Here is a 21,832-nt window from a genome sequence, read left to right as displayed (position 1 = left end):
CGATTGTGGCACAACCGGGCAGGGGGCTGCGGATTCCGGTCAGTGCCCCCGATGGAGGAGCCACCGTGCGGCAGCGATGCCCTCTGCCCGCTGGAACGCGCGGATCGTCGGCATGTTCGGCGGTGCGGGACGGCCGGCCTTCTCGAAGAACATCCCGGCGAGTCCGGCGAGGACCGCGTCGATCGCCTCCGGTGTCGCGCCGTCGAACACCCGGTGCGTCGCCAGGTGGTGTTCGACGTCGACGTCGTCGCCCCGCACCAGGGCGTCGAGCAGGTAGGTGAGCGGGTCGAGCCAGTGCGCACCGATCCCCGCCCACGGCCAGTCGACCACCCAAACGACGCCGTCCGCGTCGACGAGCAGGTTGTCCGCACGGCAGTCGAGGTGGACGAGGTGCTCGCCGTCGACCGCCGCGGCACCGGCGCGCGCGACCTCGGCGAAGCGGGCGGCGTGGGCGGCGACGTCGGGTGGGACCACGGGATCGCCCGCCGCCGTGGTGGCGTCGAGCCCGGTCGCCAGCATCCGGTCCCACGCGGCGAACTCCTCGGCGAGGTCCGGTGCTGCACGTGGCAGGTCGGCGAGCGGGCCGGCCGCGACGGGCAGGGTGTCGAGCGCGTCGAGCACGGCGGTGACGTCCGCGCTGCCGGGGTGCGCACCGTCGACGTCGTCCAGCACCAGGGCGATCCAGTCGTCGTCGTGCACGGAGGCGCGCAGCGTGCCGAGCAGGCGGGGCGCCTGCACGCTCGGCGGGATGTGCGCCATCACCGTTGCCTCACGCTCGTGGAAGCCGTACCCGTCCGGGTTCGTCCGGCGCGACAGCGTCTTGACGAACGCCCGTCGACCGGAGTCGGTCACCACCCGGTCGGCCCCGCCGGGGGAGTACCCACCGGCCTGCGATCCGGCCGTGACCACCCGACTCCCGAGCAGTCCCTCGACCTGCCCCCGCAGCGTCGCCGGTACATCGGTCCAGGTCGTTCGCCACATGCGTCGACGCTACCTGAGGGTGTGTTCACCAAACGTGCGCAATGGGAAAGTTTGCATTGGCAGCAAACGTGCCCGTGGTGTAAAGTTGCAGCGTCTGCAAGGTTGACCCGCCGCGCAAGCCCCGGCGTCCCTCGCGACCACCACGCACCGACGCGCACCGATCCGCCATCAGCACTCCAGAAGGACCCCCATGTCAACTGCCACCGCACCCGTCGAGGTGCAGCGCGGGCGATCATCAGCACCGGCGAGCACGCCGGGCAAGCCGATCATGTCGCACCGCCAGATCCTCCTCGTCATCTACGGCCTCATGGCCGGGATGTTCCTGTCCTCGCTCGACCAGACGATCGTCGGCACGGCGATCCGCACCATCGGCGACGACCTGCACGGACTCGACCAGCAGGCCTGGGTGACGACCGCGTACCTCATCGCGAGCACGATCACCACGCCGATCTACGGCAAGCTCTCCGACGTCTTCGGTCGTCGCCCGCTCTACATCTTCGGCATCGCGGTCTTCATCCTCGGATCGCTGCTCTCGACCATGTCGACGTCGATGATCATGCTCGCCGCCTTCCGTGCCTTCCAGGGCATCGGTGCCGGTGCGCTGATGTCGCTGCCGCTGGCGATCATGGGCGACATCCTCGCCCCGCGTGAACGTGCCAAGTACCAGGGCTACTTCCTCGCCGTCTTCGGCATCTCCTCGGTCATCGGCCCGCTCATCGGTGGGCTCTTCGCCGGTGCGTCGAGCATCCTCGGTGTCACCGGATGGCGCTGGGTGTTCCTCATCAACGTCCCGATCGGCGTCGGCGCGCTGCTCATGGTCATCGCGTTCCTGCACCTCCCGAAGTTCGGTGACGCCAAGGCGAAGCCGCGCATCGACTGGTGGGGCGCCACCTCGGTCATCGTGACCCTGGTCCCGCTGCTCCTCGTGGCCGAACAGGGCCGCACCTGGGGCTGGGGCTCGGCCGGCGCGATCGCCTGCTACGTGACCGGTGCCGTGGGCCTCGTCGCGTTCCTGGTGATCGAGACGCTCATGAAGGACGACGCGATCATCCCGCTGAAGCTCTTCCGCTCCGGCGTGTTCTCGATGGCGACCATCCTCGGCTTCCTCGTGGGCTTCGCGATGTTCGGCGCCATGCTGACCATCCCGCTGTACCTGCAGATCGTGACCGGGCTGACCCCGACCGAGTCGGGCTTCGCCACGCTGCCGATGATCGGTGGCCTGATGATCGCGTCGATCGCCTCCGGCCAGATCGTCGCCCGCACGGGCAAGTACCGCCAGTTCCCGGTCATCGGGACCGCGCTGGTCTCGATCGGCTACGTCGTCCTGACGTTCATGACGATCGACAAGCCGCTCTGGTTCCTGATGATCGGCATGTTCCTCATCGGGCTCGGCCTCGGTCAGCTCATGCAGAGCATCACGCTCGCCTCGCAGAACTCGGTCCAGCCACGTGACATGGGTGTGGCGACGAGCTCGGCGACGTTCTTCCGCCAGATCGGTGGAACGCTCGGCACCGCGGTGCTCCTGAGCGTCCTGTTCTCGATCATGCCGGCGAACATCGTGCACGCCACGGCCGACAAGCAGAACCTGACCGGTGCGCTCGACGCCGCGCTCAACCCGACCGTCGCGTCGGCGAAGGCCAACCAGGGCGTCATGGACCAGATCTGGAACCCGATCGTCACCCCGATCAAGCAGCAGGTCTCCTCCGGGTTGACCGACGCGACGAGCGCCGCGAAGCAGGCCGCCGACCAGGCCGTCACGCAGCAGGTGACCGCTGCCGTCCAGCAGCAGGTCGCAGCAGGCGCAGTCCCGGCCGCCGCGGCGCAGGGCGTCATCGACCAGCAGGTCGCCGCCGCACTGCCCGAGGCGGAGAGCCAGGCGCTCGCCGCTGCCGCCGACAAGGCGCACGCCACGGTCGAGAACGGCGCATTGGTCGTCGACTGGTCCGACAAGGCCGAGCGCACGTACTGGGTCGACCAGGTCGTCCCCGGTGTCGTCAAGCAGATGGACAAGGCATCGTCCTCCTCGAGCAGCAGCAGCAGCAGCTCCGAGACGAGCGACACGTCCTACCTCAACGGCGCGGCACCGGCGCTCACGCGGCCGTTCATGACCGGGTTCAACACCTCGGCCGTGACCGTCTACTGGGTCGGTTTCGCCGTGATCCTGCTGGCGTTCGTCCTCAGCTGGTTCTTCAGGGCGCCGCCGCTCCGCAAGAGCTCGGCCCTGCAGGAGCAGGCCGACGCCGACGGCACCGCCGACGACCTCGAGGCCCAGGCCGTCGAGGCCGCGAACACGATGGGCTCGCCGACGGCACCGTCCACCGGTTCGATCCCCGTCCAGGGTCCGCGTTCGGCGAACTAGGCACCATCGGGGCCTCCCGCAGCACTGCGGGAGGTCCCGACCCGCACCAGGAGCACCCCGTGAGCACCACCGAAGCGCCCGCCACGGACGCCACCGCAACCGACGACGAGCACTGCGGCCTCCGGGAGCGCAAGAAGCAGCGCACCCGGCAGTCCATGCACGAAGCCGCGCTCGCACTCGTCACCGATCGCGGACTCGCCGGCGTGACCGTCGAGGAGATCTGCGCCGAGGCCGGCGTCTCCACCCGGACCTTCTTCAACTACTTCTCCTCGAAGGGGCACGCCGCCCTCGGGCTGCCTGGAACGGCGATCCCGCACCACGCGCGCGAGGCGTTCCTCGCCTCGGACGGGCAGCTCGTCCACGACCTCTGCGACCTCTTCGCGTCCACGGTGGAGCTCCCCGAGGACCGCTCCCGGATGAAGGCGCTCGTCCAGGCCCGCCCCGAGATGGTCCCGACGATGCTGCAGTGGATGGCCGATGCGCGGCTCGCGGTGTACGAGGTCGCGTGCGAACGCACCGACGCGGACACCGCCCGGACGGCCACGACCCTCGTGATGGCCGCGGTCATCGAGACCGCGCACCGCGTCACCGTCGGCTCGCGCGACGAGCTCGCTGCACGCGTCCGCGGCGTGGTCGCCGAGATGGGCCGGCTCGCCGCGTCCTGAGTCAGTGTGCGCGCCTCCTGGTAGCCCGAGGTGTCACGACGTGCCGCTCACGTCCGCCGACTGGTCGCGAGTCGTCGCCTGCCGGCCCGCGGAGCGACACTTCGTGCACCCTCGGCCGCACACCGACGGCATGTCCTGACCACGCGGCGCGCGTCTGCGGCAGGTCGCGTCGCGACTGCCCGCCGGACGGGAGGCTCGTGGCCGCCCGCCACGGGCCTCCCGTCCGCCGCCCGTCTTTCGCTGCCCCGAGGCGTCACGACGTGCCGCTCACGTCCGCCGACTGGTCGCGAGTCGTCGCCTGCCGGCCCGCGGAGCGACGCTTCGTGCACCCTCGGCGGCACGCCGACGGCATGTCGTGACCACTCGGCGCGCGTCTGCGGCAGGTCGCGTCGCGACTGCCCGCCGGACGGGAGGCTCGTGGCCGCCCGCCACGGGCCTCCCGTCCGCCGCCCGTCTCTCGCTGCCCCGAGGTGTCACGACGTGCCGCTCACGTCCGCCGACTGGTCGCGAGTCGTCGCCTGCCGGCCCGCGGAGCGACACTTCGTGCACCCTCGGCCGCACACCGACGGCATGTCCTGACCACGCGGCGCGCGTCTGCGGCAGGTCGCGTCGCGACTGCCCGCCGGACGGGAGGCTCGTGGCCGCCCGCCACGGGCCTCCCGTCCGCCGCCCGTCTTTCGCTGCCCCGAGGCGTCACGACGTGCCGCTCACGTCCGCCGACTGGTCGCGAGTCGTCGCCTGCCGGCCCGCGGAGCGACGCTTCGTGCACCCTCGGCGGCACGCCGACGGCATGTCGTGACCACTCGGCGCGGCCCGGCCGTGCGACCCGGCCCGCGGAGCGACGGATGGTGACCCCTCGGCGGCACGCCGACGGCATGTCGTGACCACCCGGCGCGGCCCGGCCGTGCGACCCGGCCCGCACCCAGTCATCGGGTGGTTGCGGCGGACATGACGCCAGAACGTGACGAAATAGACGCTTGACGCGGTAGACATCGGATGTTTTGATTACCTCGTTCGGTCGACGGAGACCGGACGGGCAGGAGACACGATGAGCCGCATCACCGGTCTGCGCGTGCGCGACATCCGGTTCCCGACCTCTCGGGAACACGACGGGTCCGACGCCATGAACCCGGCGCCCGACTACTCCGCCGCGACCGTCGAGATCACGACCGACGCACTCGACGGGCTCGCGGGATCCGCCTTCGTCTTCACCATCGGCCGCGGCAACGAGGTCCAGGAAGCCGCCATCGCCGCACTCCGCGGACACGTCGTCGGTCGCGACGCCGAAGCACTCCTGGCGGACATGGGCGGCACCTGGCGCGAACTCGTGCACGACTCGCAGCTCCGCTGGCTCGGCCCGGAGAAGGGCGTCATGCACATGGCGATCGGCGCCGTCGTGAACGCCCTCTGGGACCTCAGGGCGAAGCGCGCAGGGGAGCCGCTCTGGGCGCACCTCGCCGGCCTCGCGCCCGAGGAGCTCGTCGACCTGGTGGACTTCCGCTACCTCACCGACGCGATCACCCCCGCCGAGGCGCTCGCGATGCTCCGCGAGGCCGAGCCGCTCCGTGCGGCCCGTCGAGCGCGGCTCGAAGCGCAGGGCTACCCGGCGTACACGACCACCCCCGGCTGGCTCGGCTACGACGACGACAAGCTCGCCCGCCTGTGCCGAGAGGCCGTCGACGAGGGCTTCACGCAGATCAAGCTCAAGGTCGGCGGCGACGTCGACGAGGACGTCCGCCGGATGGGGATCGCCCGCGCCGTCGTCGGTCCGGACATCCGGATCGCCGTCGACGCGAACCAGCGGTGGGACGTCGACGAGGCGGTGGCGTGGATCGATCGACTCCGACCGTTCGACATCGCCTGGGTCGAGGAGCCGACGAGCCCCGACGACGTGCTCGCCCACGCCGAGATCGCCCGCCGCATCGCCCCGATCCCGGTCGCGACGGGGGAGCACATGGCGAACCGGGTCATCGCGAAGCAGCTCATCCAGGCCGAGGCGATGCGCGTGTTGCAGATCGACGCGACCCGCGTGGCCGGTGTCAACGAGAACCTCGCGATCCTGCTCCTCGCCGCCAAGTACGGCGTCCGGGTCTGCCCGCACGCCGGCGGCGTCGGGCTCTGCGAGGCCGTGCAGCACCTGTCGATGTTCGACGCCGTGGCGCTGTCCGGCGACCTCGACACCCGCTGCATCGAGTACGTCGACCACCTCCACGAGCACTTCGTGACCCCGGTCGACGTGCACGACGGCCGCTACTGGCCCCCCACCGCTCCCGGAGCCGGCACCGAGATGCTCGCCGACTCCCTCGACACGTACGAGTTCCCCGACGGCCCGGTCTGGGCCGTCGACTCCCCACGCGACGCGGTCCGCGTCGCCTGACCACACCCCCTCACCCGATCACCACGACGAAGTGGAGACTCCGATGCAACGACGACGCATCATCGCCGGGCTCGCGGCGGCAGCAGCCGCGGCCCTCGTGCTCAGCGGCTGTTCCTCCGGCAGCAGCGCCGGCGGGAGCCAGTCGAAGGACGCCCTGACCTGGTCCATGTGGATCGCCGGGAAGGAGGACAAGGCCGCCTGGCAGAAGGTCGCCGACACCGTGAAGAGCGAGGACGGCATCACCCTGACGATCCAGGGCGCTCCGTTCGAGAACTACTTCACGAAGCTCAGCACGCAGTTGAGCGCCGGAAGCGCCCAGTGCGTCGTGAGCATGCAGTCGCTCCGCGCGGCGAACTACACGGAGTCGCTGTTGCCGCTCGACGACCTCGCCAAGAAGGACGGCACGGACCTGTCCGCGTTCGACAGCACCGCGCTCGACGGCATGAAGGTGGACGGGAAGCTCTACGGGCTGCCGTACGACACCGGGCCCATCATGATGTTCTACAACAGGGACCTCTTCAAGCAGGCCGGTGTGGCCGAGCCGCAGCCCGGCTGGACCGTCGACGACTTCGAGGCGGCCGGAGCGGCGCTCAAGGCGAAGGGCATCACCGAGTACGGCTCGACGGTGGCCGACCTCAACCTGGAGTCGATGGTCTACGGCTACAACGGCGGCCGGGTGATCACCTCCGGCGGCAAGCTCGACGCGTCGAACGCGAAGTTCGCGGACGGCCTGGACTGGATGGCCAGCCTGGTGAAGAAGGGCTACGCGACGCAGGCGTCCTCCGACTCGTCGACACCGGGCAACGACTTCGCCGCCGGCAAGGTCGCGATGTACACCGACGGTCCGTGGTCGCTCATCAGCCAGAAGGCCAAGGTCACGTTCGACCTCGGCGTGACGACGCTCCCCGCCGGGACGTCCGGCCCGTCGACCTTCGCAGCCGGCTCCGGCTTCGGCGTCTCGAAGCAGTGCAAGTACCCGGAGCAGGCGTTCAAGGCCGTGCAGACGATGACCAGCGAGAAGGTCCTGACCTCGCTCGCCGAGCAGGGACGCGCGTTCCCCGGTCGGACCGCGGCGCAGGCCGCCTGGTACTCCAGCGCCGGCATCGAGGGCGCGGAACCCGCGCTCAAGGCGGCACTCGCGAAGTCGTCGCCGCTGCTCGGCAACAAGCAGAGCGACCAGCTGTCCCAGCTGTTCACGCAGTACGCGCTCCAGGCGGTGAACGGGCAGACCTCCGGCAAGGAGACCATGTCCTCCATCGCCGGCCAGCTCGGCACCCAGTGACGAGCTGACGGACTGGAGGCTCGGCGCACGACGTGCGCACAGCCTCCAGTCCGTCCCGTCCCACCCCCAGGACCGCGCGAACGACGAGGAGGTCGTCGCATGACCACCATCCAGGACCCACCGGCCGCCGCGGCCGTCCCGGCGGTCGCGACCGCCGTGGCGGCCGGCACGGCCACGCCGAACCGGCAGGGCGGCGACCCAGGCCCCGTCGGGCGCCGCACCTGGTGGGGTGCCGGGTTCGCCGCACCACACTCCATCGGCCTCGTCGTGTTCACGGCGTTCCCGATCATCGCGTCGCTCGTCGTGAGCTTCATGAACTGGCCGACGCTCGGCGCACGGTCGTTCGCCGGCATCGAGAACTACGCGCGGCTCTTCGCCGACCCGGTGTTCCGCACGGTCACCCTCAACACCGCGCTGTTCGTGGTGCTGTACGTGCCGCTCAACCTCGTCGTGTCGCTCGGGCTCGCCGCCTGGCTGACGCCGAGGATCGCTGGCCGACACGTCTTCCGGGTGCTGTTCTTCATCCCGACCATCACGCCGATCGTCGCGAACGTCGTGGTGTGGCGGATGCTGTACCAGCCGGGTGGGGCGATCGACGCGACGCTGCAGTCCACCGTCGGTGTGCACGCGCCGAACTTCCTCGCCGACGAGCACTGGGCGATGCTCGCGATCGTCGCGATGAGCGTGTGGCAGGGCTTCGGCTACAACATGCTGATCTTTTCGGCGGCGCTCGACGCGGTGCCGGAGAACCAGATCGAGGCCTCGCAGCTCGACGGGGCGAACGCCTGGCAGACCTTCTGGGCGATCAAGTTCCCGCTCATCTCACCATCGGTGTTCTTCGCGACGATGATGACGCTGATCACCTCGTTCCAGGTGTTCGTGCAGCCGTTCGTCCTCACGAAGGGCGGGCCGGGCACCGCGACCGAGACCCTCGTGCAGTACATCTACAACACGGGCTTCCAGAACCAGCAGCTCGGCCTGGCCTCGGCCGGCGCATGGGTGCTGTTCGTCATCATCCTCGGGATCACGGCCGTCCAGTTCCTCGGGCAGAAGCGGTGGGTGCACTATGAGTGAAGCGGTCCGCGGCGGCCTCGCCACCACGTCGAACCGGTCGGTCAACCCCCGAGCCGTCGCCAGGACGAAGACTGCACCACGGCCGGGCCGGGTGCGACACGCCATCGGGTACGCCCTGCTGTGCCTCGTCGCGCTGCTGTTCGTCTCGCCGCTCGTGTACATGGTCGCGACGAGCCTGAAGCCCGCCGACCAGGTGTTCACCACCCCGCCGACGCTCTGGGGTCGGTCGCTCGAGTGGAGCAACTACGTCCAGGCGTTCACCTACCTCCCGTTCGCGCGGTTCATCCTCAACGGGGTGTTCGTCGCGGCGGTCGGCACCGCGATCAACGTCGCCGTGGCGGTGCTGTCCGGGTACGCGTTCTCACGCCTGCGCTGGCGCGGGCGGAACACCGTGTTCATGCTGTTCCTGGTCACGCTGATGATCCCGCAGGACGTCCTCGTCATCCCGATGTACGTGATGATGCAGGGCTTCGGGTGGGTCGACACGTTCCAGGCGCTGATCATCCCGTGGGCGTTCACCGCGCTCGGCGCCTTCCTGATCCGGCAGTTCTTCCTCGCCGTGCCGCAGGAGCTCGACGACGCCGCACGGGTGGACGGTGCCGGACCCGTCCGGACCTTCTTCTCGGTGATGATGCCGCTCGCCCGCCCGACGATGGCGGTGCTCGCGGTGTTCTCGTTCATCTCGTACTGGAACTCGTTCCTGTGGCCCCTCGTCGTCGTGAACGACGTGGAGGCCCACGGCACCATCCCGCTCGGCCTACAGCAGTTCTTCGGGCAGCAGGGCTCCGAGTGGAACCTCGTCATGGCCGCCTCGGTCATCTCGATGCTGCCGACCGTCATCCTGCTCGTCCTGCTCCAGAAGCACCTCGTCAAGGGCATCGTCACCTCCGGCCTCGGCGGCCGGTGACGTGCTGCACTCCTGAAAGGAACACTGGCCACCATGACCATCACCGCACCTGCAGAGCCGCAGGTCGACCCCGCCGCCAACGGCCTGCCCGCCTGGTTCACCCACGACCGCTTCGGCATGTTCATCCACTGGGGGCTCTACGCCCTGCCCGCACGGCACGAGTGGGTGAAGAACCGCGAGCGGATCACCGACGAGGACTACCAGAAGTACTTCGACCACTTCGACCCCGACCTGTTCGACGCCGCCGACTGGGCTCGGCGTGCGCGGGAGGCCGGCATGAAGTACGTCGTGCTCACCACGAAGCACCACGAGGGGTTCGCGCTCTGGGACTCGGCGTTGACGGACTACAAGGCGACGAACACGCCGTTCGGCCGGGACATCGTCCGCGAGTTCGTCGACGCCGTCCGCGCCGAGGGGCTCCGGGTCGGGTTCTACCACTCGCTCATCGACTGGCACCACCCGGACTTCACCATCGACGGGGTGCACCCGCGACGGGACGACGGCGAGTCCGCCATCGCGGCGCTCAACGAGGGCCGGGACATGGCGCGGTACCGGGAGTACCTGCACGGCCAGGTGACGGAGCTGTTGTCGGACTACGGACGGATCGACTACCTGTTCTACGACTTCTCGTACCGGGACAACGACCACGAGGACATCTGGGGTGGCAAGGGCCGCGACGACTGGGGATCCTCGGAGTTGTTGGAGCTGACCCGTCGGCTCCAGCCCGGCATCATCGTCAACGACCGGCTCGATCTGCCCGGCGACATCGTCACCCCAGAGCAGTACCAGCCGGACAAGCCGATGGAGGTCGACGGGGTCCAGGTGCCGTGGGAGGCGTGCCAGACGCTCAACGGCTCATGGGGCTACGACCGCGACAACCTCAACGTGAAGAGCACCGACCTGCTCGTCCGGATGCTCGTCGACGGGGTGTCGAACAACGGGAACATGCTCCTCAACGTCGGACCCACCGGTCGCGGCGAGTTCGACGGGGTCGCCCGGACGGCGCTCGCCGAGATCGGGTCGTGGATGGACCGGCACGCGCGGTCGGTGTACGGCGCCGGACCCTCGTCCTTCCGGGCACCCGCTGGCACGGTCTACACGCAGAACGGCAACCGGCTGTACCTGCACCTGTTCACGTGGCCGTTCGAGCACGTGCACCTGCCCGACCTCGCCGGCCGCGTCGAGTACGCGCAGCTGTTGAACGACGCGTCCGAGATCCACTACCGCGAGATCCCGCCGGGGACCCGGGCGCAGAACACCGGGCTCGGTGGGCAGCCGGCAGGGACGCTGACCCTGACGCTGCCGATCGTCCGACCGGACGTCGCCGTGCCCGTCGTCGAGCTGTTCCTGCGCGACTGATGCAGCGGATCCTCTCTCGGACGCGACTGCGGAGCGGGGCGGAGGCGGAGTACGACCGCGTGCACGCCGCCGTCCCGACGGCGCTGGCCGACCGGCTCCGTGCCGCCGGGGTGTCGAACTGGAGCATCTGGCGCGACGGCCAGGACCTCGTCCACCTGATCGAGGTCGCCGACTACCGGGCGATGCGTCGCTCGTTGGCGGACGACCCCGTGAACGCCGAGTGGCAGGCCGTGATCAACCCCCTGCTCGAGGCCGACGACGACTACTCCGGGAACGACGACGGGGTCCCGCTCGTGTGGACCCTGGCGAGTCAGCCGTGAGCGTGCCGTTCGACCTCGACGTCGGGCCCTTCTGGCTCGGGTGCGCCGGGATCGGGAACCTGCTGCGGGAGGTGTCCGACGAGGACGCCCGCGCCACGGTCGACGCCGCGTGGGACGCCGGGGTGCGCGGGTTCGACACCGCGCCGCACTACGGGGTCGGGCTGTCCGAACGGCGGCTCGGGCGGCGCTCGCCGGGCGGCCGCGGGACTCGTACCGGGTGTCGACGAAGGTCGGGAGGCTCCTGGTACCGGGTCCGGGCGACGGGGTCGACGCGGACGGGTTCGCGGTGCCGGACGACCCCGTGCGGCAGTGGGACCCCTCGGCATCGGGGGTCCGTCGGTCGCTCGACGAGTCCCTCGTGCGGCTCGGGCTCGACCACATCGACGTCGCGTACCTGCACGACCCCGACGTGTACTCGCTGTCCGATGGGCTGACCCAGGCGCTGCCGGCGCTCGCGAGCCTGCGGGAGGAGGGCGTCGTGCAGGCCGTCGGCGTCGGCTCGAACTCGGTGTCGGCGCTGTCGGCCGCCGTGGACACGGGCATCTGCGACGTCATCATGCTCGCCGGGCGGTACACGCTGCTCGAACAGCCGGCGGCGGCGCTGGTCTCCCGGTGCGCCTCGCTCGGGGTCGACGTGGTCGCGGTCGGCGTCTACAACTCCGGGCTCCTGAGCAACCCGCTCCCCGCACCGGGTACCACGTACGACTACGCCCCGGCCCCGTCGTCGCTGGTCGATCGGGCCCGGGCGCTCGCCGCGGTCTGCTCGCGGCACGGGGTGACGCTGCCGGAGGCCGCGCTCGCGTTCCCGCGCCGGGATCCCGCGGTCCGCACGGTCGCCGTCGGTGCCCAGTCGGCAGCGCAGGTGCGTGAGAACGCCGCTCGCGCCGCGGTGCCCGTCCCCGACGCGCTCTGGGCAGACCTGGCGGCGGCGGCCCTCCTGCCCGCTTGACCCCGTCGCGCCCCGCAACGAACATCGCGCCCCGTCGAGACGGGGCGCGATGTTCGTGTGGGGGCGCGATCAGCGCCGAGGTAGACCCTAGCTGCGTGCCGACTTGCGGCCGGTGACGCGCAGGTAGATGAACAGCACGATGATCGCGCCGATGATCGAGCCGATGATGCCGGCCGGCTGGAAGAAGCCGTCCATCGGGTCGTGCTGGAAGATCAGGAAGCCGAGGAAGCCCCCGACGAACGAGCCGATGATGCCGAGCAGGATGGTCATCGGGATCGAGATGTGCTGCTTGCCGGGCATGACCAGTCGCGCGATGGCGCCGGCGATGAGTCCGATGATGATCAAGCTGATGATGAGACCGAGCACGGTTTCCTCCTCGTGGGTGCGGTTGCCGCGGCATGGTTGCCGGAGTCAGGGCCGACATCCGATCGAACACGTCAACCGCTCGACGCGGCCGAGAGTGCGCCTATCGGCTGATCCGACGAAAGGTCAGTCGAGGGAACGGCGGAGCCAGCGCTCGACACCCTCGACGTGCGACACGACGAGCGCCTGCACGAGCTGGGGGTCGCGGCGGCGGATGGCGTCGACGATCGCGGCGTGCTCGTCGAGGGTGCGCTGGACGGAGCCGTTCTGGGTGAGACCGCGCCAGACCCGCACGCGCTCGGTCTTGCTCGACAGGGCGTCGAGGAGCCCGGACAGGTACTGGTTCCCGCCGATGCCCGCGATCGTGGAGTGGAAGAGCAGGTCGTGCGCGACGAGGTCCTCGACGCCGGTGTCCCCGCCGACCGACCCCATCAGCGTGGCGAGCTCGTCGATCTGCTGCTCGGAGGCGCGGGCGGTGGCGAGCACGGCGGACGCGGGCTCCAGGATGCGACGGACCTCCAGCAGGTCGACGAGCGAGCGGTCGTGGTGCATGTCGACGACGAAGGACACCGCCTCGAGCAGGACGGAGGGCTCCAGCGAGGTCACGTAGGTGCCGTCGCCGCGTCGGACGTCGAGCACGCGGATGAGTTCGAGGGCCTTCACCGCCTCGCGGAGACTGTTCCGGGAGAGCCCGAGGGACTCGCTGAGTTCCTTCTCGGGCGGGAGGCGCTGGCCGGGTTTGAGCTCGCCGGTCACGATCATCTGCTGGATGCGCGCGATCGCGTCGTCGGTCAGCGAAGCCATGGCGGTCCCTCCACCCGACCACGCTGGGTCGGGATGGCTCGACGATACCGGCACCGAGCCTCTCCCCACCGGCACGGCCGAGCCGCCGCTGGCGCGTCGCCTCGGAACCGGCGGCGTGGGCCCAGGCCGGTGATCCGGACCATCAGGCGGGCCGGAGCCGGAGTGCCTGCATCCCGCCGTCGACCGCCAGGTCGACGCCCGTCGTGGACCGGGCGAGCGGACTCGTCAGGTAGGCGACGGCCTCGGCGACCTCCTCCGGTGCGACCAGGCGCCCGTGGGGTTGGCGTGCCTCGAGTGCGGCGCGTTCGGCTGCCGGGTCGGCGGCGGTCGACAGCAGCCGTGCGACCCACGGCGTGTCCGCGGTGCCCGGGTTCACGGCGTTGACCCTGATGCCCTCGCGGATGTGGTCGGCGGCCATCGCGCGGGTGAGTGCGGCGATGGCGCCCTTCGTCGCGGAGTACAGCGCGCGCTGGGGGAGTCCGGCGGTCGCGGCGATCGAGCAGGTGTTCACGATGCTGGCGTTCCCCGATGCGCGGAGGTGCGGCAGCGCGGCACGGGAGAGTCTGACGACGCCGAGGACGTTGACCTCGTACACGTGGCGCCACTCGTCGTCGGGGTTGTCCTCGACCGTGCCCTGCGCGCCGATGCCGGCGTTGTTGACGAGGACGTCGAGTCCGCCGAGCTGCTCGACCGCGGTGGCGACGGCCGCGCGGACGCTCTCGTCGTCTCCGACGTCACACGGGACGGCGATCGTGCCGTCGGTGACGCCGGATGTCTGCAGGTCGAGCACGGCGACCGTCGCGCCGCGTTGCTGCAGTGCCGACGTGATCGCCGCGCCGATGCCCGAGGCACCGCCCGTCACGATCGCGCGGAGCCGCTCGTGCGAGCCGGGCATCATGCGGCCCCGATCGTCTGCCGCTGGGCGCCGAGGCCGTCCGCGGTGAGCTCGACGACGTCGCCCGGTTGCAGGTACGGGGCGTGCCCGGCCAGCGCGACGCCGGCGGGCGTTCCGGTGCTGATGACGTCGCCCGGGTACAGGACCATGAACTGGGAGAGGTACCGGACGATCTCCGCCGGGCGGAACACCATGTCGGCGGTCGTGCCGTCCTGGCGCACCTCGCCGTTCACGCTGAGCCGCAGGGCGATGGCGTCCGGGGACACCTCGTCCGGCGTGACGAGCCACGGGCCGAGCGGGTTGAACGTCTCGCAGGACTTCCCCTTGTCCCACTGCCCGCCGCGTTCGAGCTGGAACTCGCGCTCGGAGACGTCGTTCGCGATGGCGTAGCCCGCGATGTGCGTCGCCGCCTCGTCCTCGGACTCGCAATACCGCGCCATCGTGCCGATCACGACGGCCAGCTCGATCTCCCAGTCCGTCTTCTTGCTGTTCCGTGGGACCAGGACCTCGTCGTCCGGGCCGATCACGGTCATCGGGTCCTTCAGGAACACGATCGGCTCGGTGGGGATGTCGGCGCCGGTCTCGGCAGCGTGGTCGCGGTAGTTCAGGCCGATGCAGACGACCTTGCCCGGGCGGGCGACTGGCGCTCCACGGCGCAGGCCGTCGGCGTCGGGCACCGGCTGCAGGTCACCGGCGCTGCGGGCGTGCTGCACGCGGCCGACCGGGTCGGACGACAGGAAGGCACCGCTGATGTCGGTGGTGATCGGCCGGAGGTCGAGGGCCTCGCCGTCGGAGTCGATGGCCACGGGGATCTCGCGTCCCAGGGGGCCGAGTCGTGCGAACTTCATCGTTCCTCGCTCTCTGCGCTGCGCCGGTGCAGCGGGCAGTGCAGACATCCTATGTCTGTGGCTGTACTCCGGCAAGGTACACACGCTCCGCCGTGCCGCCGATGACGGCCTTGCGTTCGGTCTCGGACAGGTCCGCGAGGGCGTCGGCTGTCGTGCGCAGGGAGGTGCCGTAGTCCGCGGCCAGGGTCGAGACCGGCCAGTCCGAGCCCCACATCGAGCGGTCGGGGCCGAAGGTGTGCACCGTGTCCCGTACGTACCGGTCGACGGGGCCGTTCCGCCAGTCGTCGCCGGCTTCGGTGAGGAGCCCGGAGACCTTGCACGCCACGTTCGGCCGGGCGGCGAAGTCCCGCATGCGTGCCCGCCAGTCGGTCGCCGTGTCGGAGTCGTCGTGCGCGATGTCGGGCTTGCCGGCGTGGTCGAGGACGAAGACGCCGTCGGGGACCGCATCGACGAGGGTGAGCGCTGCGGTGTGCTCCCGGGCGCCGCGGATCAGGATGTCGAAGGCCAGTCCGGCCGCGGCGACGGCTCGGACGCCGCGGGCGACGTCCTCGCGGGCGAGCCAGGACGGGTCCGGCTCGTCCTGGGCCTGGTGTCGGATGCCGACGAGCGGCGGGCGCGGCCCGCGCTGCTGCGCCCCCGCTGTGGCCGTGCGGAGCGTCGCGAGTCGATCTGCCACGTCCGGCGCGGTCAGGTCGACCCATCCCACGACGCCGGCGACGGGCTCCGGCTGTGCGAGGAGCCACGCGGTCTCGCCCGGGTCGTGCACGGCCTGCACGACGATCGTCGCCGTGACGCCCGCCGGAGCCGCGACCGCGTGGAGGTCCGACGCGTCGAACCGGCGTCGGATCGGCGCGACGGAGTCGTCCATCCAGGGGTACGCACGGTCGGCGGGGTCCCAGAGGTGCTGGTGAGCGTCGATGATCACGCGCTCATCATGCCCGATTCATCCGATGTCCGCGTGTTGGACGGGCGCAGGCCACTACCGCGAAAGCGACACTGTGCCCGCGGATCCCGGGCGAATTCCGTCGCTTTCGCGGGAAGGACCCCGGTCAGACGGCGCCGGACGCCTCGAGCTCGGCCTGTAGCTCGGCGTCGGACGGCTCCACGAAGTGCTTGCCGTTCGGCAGCACCACGACGGGGATGTTCTTGCGCCCGCTGATCGCCTCCGCGCGGGACGCCCCCGACGGCTCCGCCTCGACGTCCACGTACGTGTACTCCACCCCGAGCTTGTCGAGCAGCGCCTTCGAACGTCGGCAGTCGCGGCACCAGTCCGCGCCGAACATCGTCACCTGGTCGAATGTCTCATCGCTCATACCCAGACACTACGTCCGGAGCGCCGGAGACATTCCTCAGGTCGGGCGCCGATCCGGGCACGGCGCTGGCCGACGATGCACGATGGTCCCATGTCCACGGCCAGCGAACCCGTTGCCCACCCGCACCACCGCCGTGGTTGGTGGTGGAAGACGCTGCTCCTCGGCTTCGTGCTCTGGGCGGTGACGATCGTCGTCACCGTGTACACGAGCAACACCAACCTGGTGCCGACGATCATCCTGCTCGGCAGCTTCCTCGTGCCCTTCACCGTGGTCCTCTTCGTCATCGAACGGGTCACCGGCACGGTCAGCACGATGCAGCTCGTCACGGCGTTCTTCGTCGGCGGCATCCTCGGGGTCCTCGGAGCGTCGCTGCTCGAGTCGGACCTGCAGCAGAACGCGCTGGTCTACGTCGTGGTCGGCTTCGTGGAGGAGTTCGTCAAGGGCGTGCTCCTCGTGGTCGTCGGATGGCGCGTCCGCCCGAAGACGGCTCGGCAGGGAGCCCTGCTCGGCGCGACCGTCGGCGCCGGGTTCGCCGCGTTCGAGTCCGCCGGGTACGCCTTCAACGCCGCGATCACCTCGCGGGGGATCGACCTGGTGTCGCTGCTGCAGACCGAGGTCCTCCGCGCGATCCTCTCCCCGGTCGGCCACGTGCTCTGGACCGCGATCCTCGGGGCGGTGCTGTTCGGTGCCGCGCACGGTCGGCCGCGGTTCCGCTGGGCCTGGAGCATCCTCATCACCTACGTCGTCGTCGCGCTGCTCCACGGGCTCTACGACTCGAACTCCACGATCTCGACCCTCCTCGCGTTCCTCATCACCGGCACGCCGATCTCCGTGGCGCAGAACGGCGCGGTACCGGCGTCGATCGTGGGGCTCTCGTCGACGCTGTACCTCGTCGGGCTCGCGATCGTCTCCGCGATCGGCGTCGCCGTGCTGATCGGGATCCAGGTGCACTACCGCAAGCGCACGCGGCAGCTCGGTGCCCCCGCCGCGCCCGGCTGGGCGGACGCCCCGCGCCCCGACGTGCTCCGCTGAGACCGCGACCGCTGAGACGGACCGACCGGCCATCGCACGGCTCTACCCTGGGACCATGCCGCTGCGCTCCGACCCCGACACGGCGGCCTGGGCATCCGCGGCCGTCCGGCACTTCGCGCGGACGACGAACATGCTCGTCGCCGCACGCCGCTTCCGGATCGTCGGGGGCGAGCGCGGTGACGTCGCCGCGCTGGACGCGCTGCTGACCGGTCTCGGCGCGCTTCGCGCGGACGAGCACGAGCCGATCGACCAGCTCTGGTGCCTCGGCACGCCGGAGCACAGCACGCCCGTCATCGAGCGGGAGTCCGACCGCCCCCGCGGCGCGACCCTGATCGTGATCGACGCCGGCCGGCACACCCCGGCAGTCGACGAGGACGCGTTCGGCCCCGTCGCCCCCGCCCGACCTGGCGTGCTCGGGGTGCCGATGACCTCCGACGACGTGTTCCTGGTCTCGACGGGCCGCGACCCCGAGGCCGACCCCGCCGCCGAGGCCCGCCTGCGCTGGGCCCGCCGCTCGATGCCGGTCTCCCGCGCCGTCGCCGCCGAGCTCGGCGACGGCGGACTCCTCCGTGGCACCCGCATCGGCGTCGCGATGTTCCTCGAGCCGAAGACCGCCGTACTCAGCCTGCTGCTCCGCGACGCCGGTGCCGAGGTCGTCGTCTACGCCCATGCCGACGAGACCGACGACGCCGTGGCGGACGCCCTCCGGAACGCAGGACTGACGGTCCACGCCAGCAGCACCGCGACGCTCGCGGAGCAGAAGGCGCTCGCACTCGCGATGCTCGACACCCGCCCGCACATCCTGCTCGACGACGGCTCGCACCTGATCCGCCTCGCACACCAGGAGCGTCCCGACCTGCTGCCGACGATGCTCGGTGCCGCCGAGGAGACGACGAGCGGCCTCCGGTCCCTGCGCGTGATGGCCGAGCGCGGGCAGCTCGGCATCCCCGTGGTCGCGGTGAACGACGCACGCACGAAGACGTTCTTCGACAACCGGTACGGCACCGGGCAGTCGACGGTCTTCGCGACGCTCGACCTGGTCGACGGGCTCCCGTCCGCCGTCGCGCACCGGATCCGGTCGGGAGGCTCGGCAACGGTCGCCGGGTACGGACACGTCGGCGAGGGGGTCGCCCTGGTGCTCCGCGCGCTCGGCTTCACCGTGACGGTCGCCGAGACGGACCCGGTCCGCGCCCTGCAGGCGCTGTTCGCCGGGCACGCCGTCGCTCCGCTCGCCGACGCCGTGCAGGGCGCGGACCTCGTGATGAGCGCGACGGGCGTCCGCGACACGATCACGGTCGACGTCCTCCGCTCCTGCGCTCCCGACGCGGTCGTCGCGGTTGCGGGCGGCGTCGACCAGGAGATCGCGATCGACGACGCGCTCGCGGCCGGTGCCTCCCGGTCGACGGTCGGGCCGCAGGCGGAACGGTTCACGTTCCCGGACGGCCACGGCGTCGTGGTGCTCGACGACGGTGGGTGCATCAACATCACCGCTGCCGAGGGCAACCCCGTCGAGATCATGGACCTCTCGTTCGCGGCGCAGCTCGGCGCCGTGCGGATGCTGCTCGAGCGCGGTGACGAGCTGCCGCGTGCCGTCGTGCCCATCGACCCCGCGGTGGATCAGGCGACCGCCCGCGCGGCGCTGGCCGCCTTCGGGACGCGCGCCGAGCCTCCCGGCAGCCTTGCCGCACAGCCCGCCGAACGCGAGCCGGACGTCCGGACCCGCCGGTTCGGAGACCCTGCATGAGCGACCAGCAGACCACCGTCCACTCGGCGCGCATCGTCGTGCCGATGACCGCGCCGCCGATCGCCGACGGCGCGGTCGCGGTCCGCGACGGACGCATCCTGCACGTCGGCGAGCGTGCCTGGGTCGTGGACCAGCTCGACGGCACGACGTTCATCGAGCGGCGGTGGAAAGGGGCGCTGCTCCCCGGGCTCGTGAACGCCCACTCCCACCTGCAGTACACCGGCATGGCCAGTGTCGGACGGGGCCAGTACGGCGGATTCGAGGACTGGGCCGCGGCGTTCAACGAGGAGTACGCGGAACCGCACGACTGGCGGGCCGAAGCTGCCGACGGGCTGCGCAGTCGATCGTGGCGGGGGTGACGAGCATCGCGGACATCGTCACCGACATCGAGGCCGCCACCGCGCTCGAGACGTACGGCCTCGGCGGGATCGCCTACTGGGAGGTGATGGACTGGGAGAACGCGGCGTGGCAGGAGCACGGGCGCGACCAGGTGCTCGACGAACTCGCCCGGATCCCGACGACGCCGGGTGCAGGACTCTCCCCGCACGCGCCGTACTCGCTCGACGTCGCGCCGCTCCTCGAACTCCCGGACATCGTCCGCCAGCGCGGGCTCCGGTTGCACCTGCACCTGGGGGAGGCGGCGTTCGAGGGGGAGCGCCTCGCCACGTCACCAGAGCACGGATCCGACTGGCACCTCGCGAACGTGCCGTCGTTCCGGGCGATGCGCGCGCTCGGGTTCGGCGCGAGCGCGACGTCGTTCGTGGACCGGCTCGGCGTCCTCGGGCCGGACTGCCACATCGCCCACGGCGTCTACATGACCGCAGCCGACCGAGCCCTGCTCCGCGCCCGCGGCACCGCCGTCGCGCTCTGCCCGCGCTCGAACGCCGTCATCGGCCTCGACCCGCCGCCCGTCGCCGACTACCTCCGCGAGGGGAGCCCGATCGCGATCGGGACGGACTCGTTGTCCTCGTCGCCGTCCCTCGACCTGATGGCCGACGTCACCGCGCTGCACCGGATCGCCCGCGCGCAGGGCTACGGCGACCACGACCTGCACGAGCGACTGCTCGCGGCGGCCACGCTCGGTGGAGCGCACGCGATGGGGCTCGCCGTCGGTCCGGACCGGATCGGGCACCTCGCCGTGGGGGCCCGAGCGGACCTCGCCGTGTTCGACGTGGACGCCCGCACGGTGCCGGACGCGCTCGCGGAGCTCGTCGAGGACGGTGCCGGACGGGCCGCGGCGACGGTGATCCGTGGGCGTGTGCGAGCGGAGGACGGCCGTCTCGCAGACGACGGCCGTCTCGCGGGATGATGGTGGCATGAACGGGCAGATGGCACGGCGGACGGTCGACGGCGAGATCATCGAGTGGCTGGACGTCCCGAAGCGGGCCGCGGCACTCGGGATGGAGCCGCACCCGGAGGGCGGCTGGTACGTCCGCACCTGGACCTCGCCCGCGACGGTGTCGACCCCGGCGGGCGAGCGGCCGGCCGCGACGCTCATCCACTTCCTCCTGCCCCGGGTGAGGCGTCCGCGTGGCACCGGGTCACGAGCGACGAGATCTGGATGTGGCACGGGCCGGACTCGGTGGTCCTCGAGCTCGGTGGCGACGGCGACCAGCCGGAACCGGCGCGCAGATCACCCTCGGTGCCGATGCCGGCCGCGACCGGGTGAACGACGCGCAGGCGTTCGTCCGCGGGGCGTGTGGCAGCGGACGCTCCCCGGTGCCGGCGAGGTCCTGCTGAGCTGCCTGGTCTCGCCGGGGTTCTCGTTCGAGGACTTCACCCTGGCCGACTGAGCCGGCAGCGTCGCGTGCCGGCGGCGGGGTCGCTCGGTGACGGGCCGGGTCGCGGTGGTGTACCAGTTCCCCGTACGATTCTCCTGCCCCACCCCCTGCACGAAGGCCCGACCGTGACTCGTCCCCTCCGCATCTCCATCGCCGTCGCGACCGCCGCGGTCGCAGCCCTCGCCCTGTCGTCCTGCGCATCGGGGAGCGGGAACAGCGCCGACGGCACGGTCACGACGGCAAGCTCACGATCGCCACCGGGCAGCCCGCCTACTCGCCCTGGGTCGAGGACAACAAGCCGCAGTCCGGCAAGGGTTTCGAGTCGGCCGTGGCGTACGCCGTCGCGAAGGAGATGGGCTACGCGAAGTCGGACGTCGTCTGGAAGCGCAGCACCTTCGACAGCGCGATCGCTCCCGGCCGAAGGACTGGGACCTCAACATCCAGCAGTTCTCGATCGACGCCAAGCGCAAGAAGGCCGTCGACATGTCCTCGGCGTACTACACGACCACACAGGCCGTCGTCACGACGTCGGGGTCGAAGGCCGTCGACGACACCACGATCGACTCCCTCAAGAAGGACGCGATCGGTGTCGCGACCGGTTCGACGAGCATCGCCAGCGTGAAGGACACCCGGGGTCACCCGCAGGTCTTCAACTCGAACGACGACGCCGTGCTCGCACTGAAGTCGGGCCAGATACGCGATCGTCACCGACTGCCGACCGCGTTCTACATGGCCGCAGCGCAGCTCGACGACGGCACCGTGTCCGCGCAGTTCCCGGC

22 protein-coding genes and 2 pseudogenes are annotated in these 21,832 nt (G+C 70.9%); 17 read left to right on the top strand and 7 right to left on the bottom strand.

The features are described 5' to 3' along the window. Nucleotides 1-39: 39 nt before the first annotated feature. A complete protein-coding gene (locus QK288_RS00105; RefSeq protein WP_281265806.1) occupies nt 40-981 on the bottom strand; it encodes a phosphotransferase in 942 nt (313 codons plus the stop codon). Between the two features lie 190 nt (nt 982-1,171). Here QK288_RS00105 and QK288_RS00100 point away from each other — a divergent pair, with 190 nt between their 5' ends. The 10 genes and pseudogenes from QK288_RS00100 (at nt 1,172) to QK288_RS00060 (ending at nt 12,273) form a co-directional block, all read left to right on the top strand. Next, complete coding sequence (locus tag QK288_RS00100; protein ID WP_281265805.1) at nt 1,172-3,340, top strand: MDR family MFS transporter; 2,169 nt, start codon at nt 1,172-1,174, stop codon at nt 3,338-3,340. A gap of 59 nt (nt 3,341-3,399) precedes the next feature. Then, a complete protein-coding gene (locus QK288_RS00095; protein ID WP_281265804.1) occupies nt 3,400-4,005 on the top strand; it encodes a TetR/AcrR family transcriptional regulator in 606 nt (201 codons plus the stop codon). 1,048 nt (nt 4,006-5,053) lie between these two features. Next, on the top strand, nt 5,054-6,382 hold the full coding sequence (locus QK288_RS00090; RefSeq protein ID WP_281265803.1) for an enolase C-terminal domain-like protein: 1,329 nt from the start codon (nt 5,054-5,056) through the stop codon (nt 6,380-6,382). A gap of 43 nt (nt 6,383-6,425) precedes the next feature. Further along, nucleotides 6,426-7,664 carry a sugar ABC transporter substrate-binding protein gene (locus QK288_RS00085; protein WP_281265802.1) on the top strand — a complete coding sequence of 413 codons (1,239 nt, stop codon included), beginning with the start codon at nt 6,426-6,428 and terminating at the stop codon, nt 7,662-7,664. 99 nt (nt 7,665-7,763) lie between these two features. Then, nucleotides 7,764-8,738: a sugar ABC transporter permease gene (locus QK288_RS00080; RefSeq protein WP_281265801.1), complete on the top strand. Its 975-nt coding sequence runs from the start codon at nt 7,764-7,766 to the stop codon at nt 8,736-8,738. After that, nucleotides 8,731-9,645, top strand: coding sequence for a carbohydrate ABC transporter permease (locus QK288_RS00075; protein WP_281265800.1), 915 nt, complete (start codon nt 8,731-8,733; stop codon nt 9,643-9,645). The genes QK288_RS00080 and QK288_RS00075 overlap by 8 nt, the downstream gene beginning before the upstream one ends. Before the next feature lie 33 nt (nt 9,646-9,678). Next, nucleotides 9,679-11,004: an alpha-L-fucosidase gene (locus QK288_RS00070; protein ID WP_281265799.1), complete on the top strand. Its 1,326-nt coding sequence runs from the start codon at nt 9,679-9,681 to the stop codon at nt 11,002-11,004. Further along, a complete protein-coding gene (locus QK288_RS00065; protein ID WP_281265798.1) occupies nt 11,004-11,324 on the top strand; it encodes an L-rhamnose mutarotase in 321 nt (106 codons plus the stop codon). Before QK288_RS00070 ends, QK288_RS00065 begins: the two co-directional genes overlap by 1 nt. Then, nucleotides 11,225-11,449, top strand: a pseudogene (locus QK288_RS18840) (hypothetical protein); the annotation flags it as partial. The gene QK288_RS00065 and the pseudogene QK288_RS18840, both read left to right, overlap by 100 nt. Nucleotides 11,450-11,541: 92 nt before the next feature. Further along, on the top strand, nt 11,542-12,273 hold the full coding sequence (locus QK288_RS00060) for an aldo/keto reductase (protein WP_348639031.1): 732 nt from the start codon (nt 11,542-11,544) through the stop codon (nt 12,271-12,273). Between the two features lie 87 nt (nt 12,274-12,360). On the opposite strand, the gene QK288_RS00055 is transcribed toward QK288_RS00060, so the two are convergent. From QK288_RS00055 to QK288_RS00030, 6 genes are all read right to left on the bottom strand, one after another. Beyond that, nucleotides 12,361-12,639 carry a GlsB/YeaQ/YmgE family stress response membrane protein gene (locus tag QK288_RS00055; RefSeq protein ID WP_281265797.1) on the bottom strand — a complete coding sequence of 93 codons (279 nt, stop codon included), beginning with the start codon at nt 12,637-12,639 and terminating at the stop codon, nt 12,361-12,363. A gap of 123 nt (nt 12,640-12,762) precedes the next feature. Further along, a complete protein-coding gene (locus tag QK288_RS00050) occupies nt 12,763-13,440 on the bottom strand; it encodes a FadR/GntR family transcriptional regulator (RefSeq protein ID WP_281265796.1) in 678 nt (225 codons plus the stop codon). A 142-nt stretch (nt 13,441-13,582) separates the two neighbouring features. Next, nucleotides 13,583-14,335, bottom strand: coding sequence for an SDR family oxidoreductase (locus QK288_RS00045; protein ID WP_281267633.1), 753 nt, complete (start codon nt 14,333-14,335; stop codon nt 13,583-13,585). Further along, the gene (locus QK288_RS00040; RefSeq protein ID WP_281265795.1) at nt 14,335-15,183 is read right to left on the bottom strand and encodes a fumarylacetoacetate hydrolase family protein; all 849 of its coding nucleotides are present in this window, start codon (nt 15,181-15,183) and stop codon (nt 14,335-14,337) included. Before QK288_RS00040 ends, QK288_RS00045 begins: the two co-directional genes overlap by 1 nt. A 49-nt stretch (nt 15,184-15,232) precedes the next feature. Beyond that, nucleotides 15,233-16,108: an amidohydrolase family protein gene (locus QK288_RS00035; RefSeq protein WP_281265794.1), complete on the bottom strand. Its 876-nt coding sequence runs from the start codon at nt 16,106-16,108 to the stop codon at nt 15,233-15,235. Nucleotides 16,109-16,232: 124 nt separating this feature from the next. Then, a complete protein-coding gene (locus QK288_RS00030) occupies nt 16,233-16,496 on the bottom strand; it encodes a glutaredoxin domain-containing protein (RefSeq protein ID WP_281265793.1) in 264 nt (87 codons plus the stop codon). A gap of 90 nt (nt 16,497-16,586) precedes the next feature. On the opposite strand from QK288_RS00030, the gene QK288_RS00025 reads away from it, so the two are divergent. The 7 genes and pseudogenes from QK288_RS00025 to QK288_RS18820 form a co-directional block, all read left to right on the top strand. Continuing rightward, nucleotides 16,587-17,528, top strand: a complete 942-nt coding sequence (locus QK288_RS00025; protein ID WP_281265792.1) for a PrsW family glutamic-type intramembrane protease — start codon at nt 16,587-16,589, stop codon at nt 17,526-17,528. A 55-nt stretch (nt 17,529-17,583) separates the two neighbouring features. After that, nucleotides 17,584-19,272, top strand: a complete 1,689-nt coding sequence (locus QK288_RS00020; protein ID WP_281265791.1) for an adenosylhomocysteinase — start codon at nt 17,584-17,586, stop codon at nt 19,270-19,272. Further along, on the top strand, nt 19,269-19,631 hold the full coding sequence (locus QK288_RS18835; protein WP_348639030.1) for a hypothetical protein: 363 nt from the start codon (nt 19,269-19,271) through the stop codon (nt 19,629-19,631). Before QK288_RS00020 ends, QK288_RS18835 begins: the two co-directional genes overlap by 4 nt. Then, nucleotides 19,628-20,581, top strand: a complete 954-nt coding sequence (locus tag QK288_RS00015; protein ID WP_348639029.1) for an amidohydrolase family protein — start codon at nt 19,628-19,630, stop codon at nt 20,579-20,581. Before QK288_RS18835 ends, QK288_RS00015 begins: the two co-directional genes overlap by 4 nt. 54 nt (nt 20,582-20,635) lie before the next feature. Further along, nucleotides 20,636-20,941 (top strand): cupin domain-containing protein, encoded by a 306-nt coding sequence (locus QK288_RS18830; RefSeq protein WP_348639028.1) that lies wholly within the window; start codon nt 20,636-20,638, stop codon nt 20,939-20,941. 28 nt (nt 20,942-20,969) lie between these two features. After that, nucleotides 20,970-21,065, top strand: coding sequence for a cupin domain-containing protein (locus QK288_RS18825; RefSeq protein WP_348639027.1), 96 nt, complete (start codon nt 20,970-20,972; stop codon nt 21,063-21,065). A gap of 267 nt (nt 21,066-21,332) precedes the next feature. Continuing rightward, nucleotides 21,333-21,689: pseudogene (locus tag QK288_RS18820) on the top strand (transporter substrate-binding domain-containing protein); the annotation flags it as partial. Between the last annotated feature and the right edge of the window lie 143 nt (nt 21,690-21,832).

This window comes from Curtobacterium sp. 9128, assembly GCF_900086645.1.
Classification (GTDB): Bacteria; Actinomycetota; Actinomycetes; order Actinomycetales; family Microbacteriaceae; genus Curtobacterium.
Note: the sequence above shows the minus strand (reverse complement) of the source record. Positions and strands in the feature narration are given on the sequence as shown.

What these genes read in the sequence shown, in the direction of transcription:
- QK288_RS00085 (WP_281265802.1), top strand. Translation starts at nt 6,426, where the DNA reads ATGCAACGACGACGCATCATCGCCGGGCTCGCGGCGGCAGCAGCCGCG.
- QK288_RS00025 (WP_281265792.1), top strand. Translation starts at nt 16,587, where the DNA reads ATGTCCACGGCCAGCGAACCCGTTGCCCACCCGCACCACCGCCGTGGT.
- QK288_RS00105 (WP_281265806.1), bottom strand. Translation starts at nt 981, where the DNA reads ATGTGGCGAACGACCTGGACCGATGTACCGGCGACGCTGCGGGGGCAG.
- QK288_RS18835 (WP_348639030.1), top strand. Translation starts at nt 19,269, where the DNA reads ATGAGCGACCAGCAGACCACCGTCCACTCGGCGCGCATCGTCGTGCCG.
- QK288_RS00050 (WP_281265796.1), bottom strand. Translation starts at nt 13,440, where the DNA reads ATGGCTTCGCTGACCGACGACGCGATCGCGCGCATCCAGCAGATGATC.
- QK288_RS00080 (WP_281265801.1), top strand. Translation starts at nt 7,764, where the DNA reads ATGACCACCATCCAGGACCCACCGGCCGCCGCGGCCGTCCCGGCGGTC.
- QK288_RS00075 (WP_281265800.1), top strand. Translation starts at nt 8,731, where the DNA reads ATGAGTGAAGCGGTCCGCGGCGGCCTCGCCACCACGTCGAACCGGTCG.
- QK288_RS00070 (WP_281265799.1), top strand. Translation starts at nt 9,679, where the DNA reads ATGACCATCACCGCACCTGCAGAGCCGCAGGTCGACCCCGCCGCCAAC.
- QK288_RS00020 (WP_281265791.1), top strand. Translation starts at nt 17,584, where the DNA reads ATGCCGCTGCGCTCCGACCCCGACACGGCGGCCTGGGCATCCGCGGCC.
- QK288_RS00090 (WP_281265803.1), top strand. Translation starts at nt 5,054, where the DNA reads ATGAGCCGCATCACCGGTCTGCGCGTGCGCGACATCCGGTTCCCGACC.
- QK288_RS00030 (WP_281265793.1), bottom strand. Translation starts at nt 16,496, where the DNA reads ATGAGCGATGAGACATTCGACCAGGTGACGATGTTCGGCGCGGACTGG.
- QK288_RS00065 (WP_281265798.1), top strand. Translation starts at nt 11,004, where the DNA reads ATGCAGCGGATCCTCTCTCGGACGCGACTGCGGAGCGGGGCGGAGGCG.
- QK288_RS00045 (WP_281267633.1), bottom strand. Translation starts at nt 14,335, where the DNA reads ATGCCCGGCTCGCACGAGCGGCTCCGCGCGATCGTGACGGGCGGTGCC.
- QK288_RS00100 (WP_281265805.1), top strand. Translation starts at nt 1,172, where the DNA reads ATGTCAACTGCCACCGCACCCGTCGAGGTGCAGCGCGGGCGATCATCA.
- QK288_RS00040 (WP_281265795.1), bottom strand. Translation starts at nt 15,183, where the DNA reads ATGAAGTTCGCACGACTCGGCCCCCTGGGACGCGAGATCCCCGTGGCC.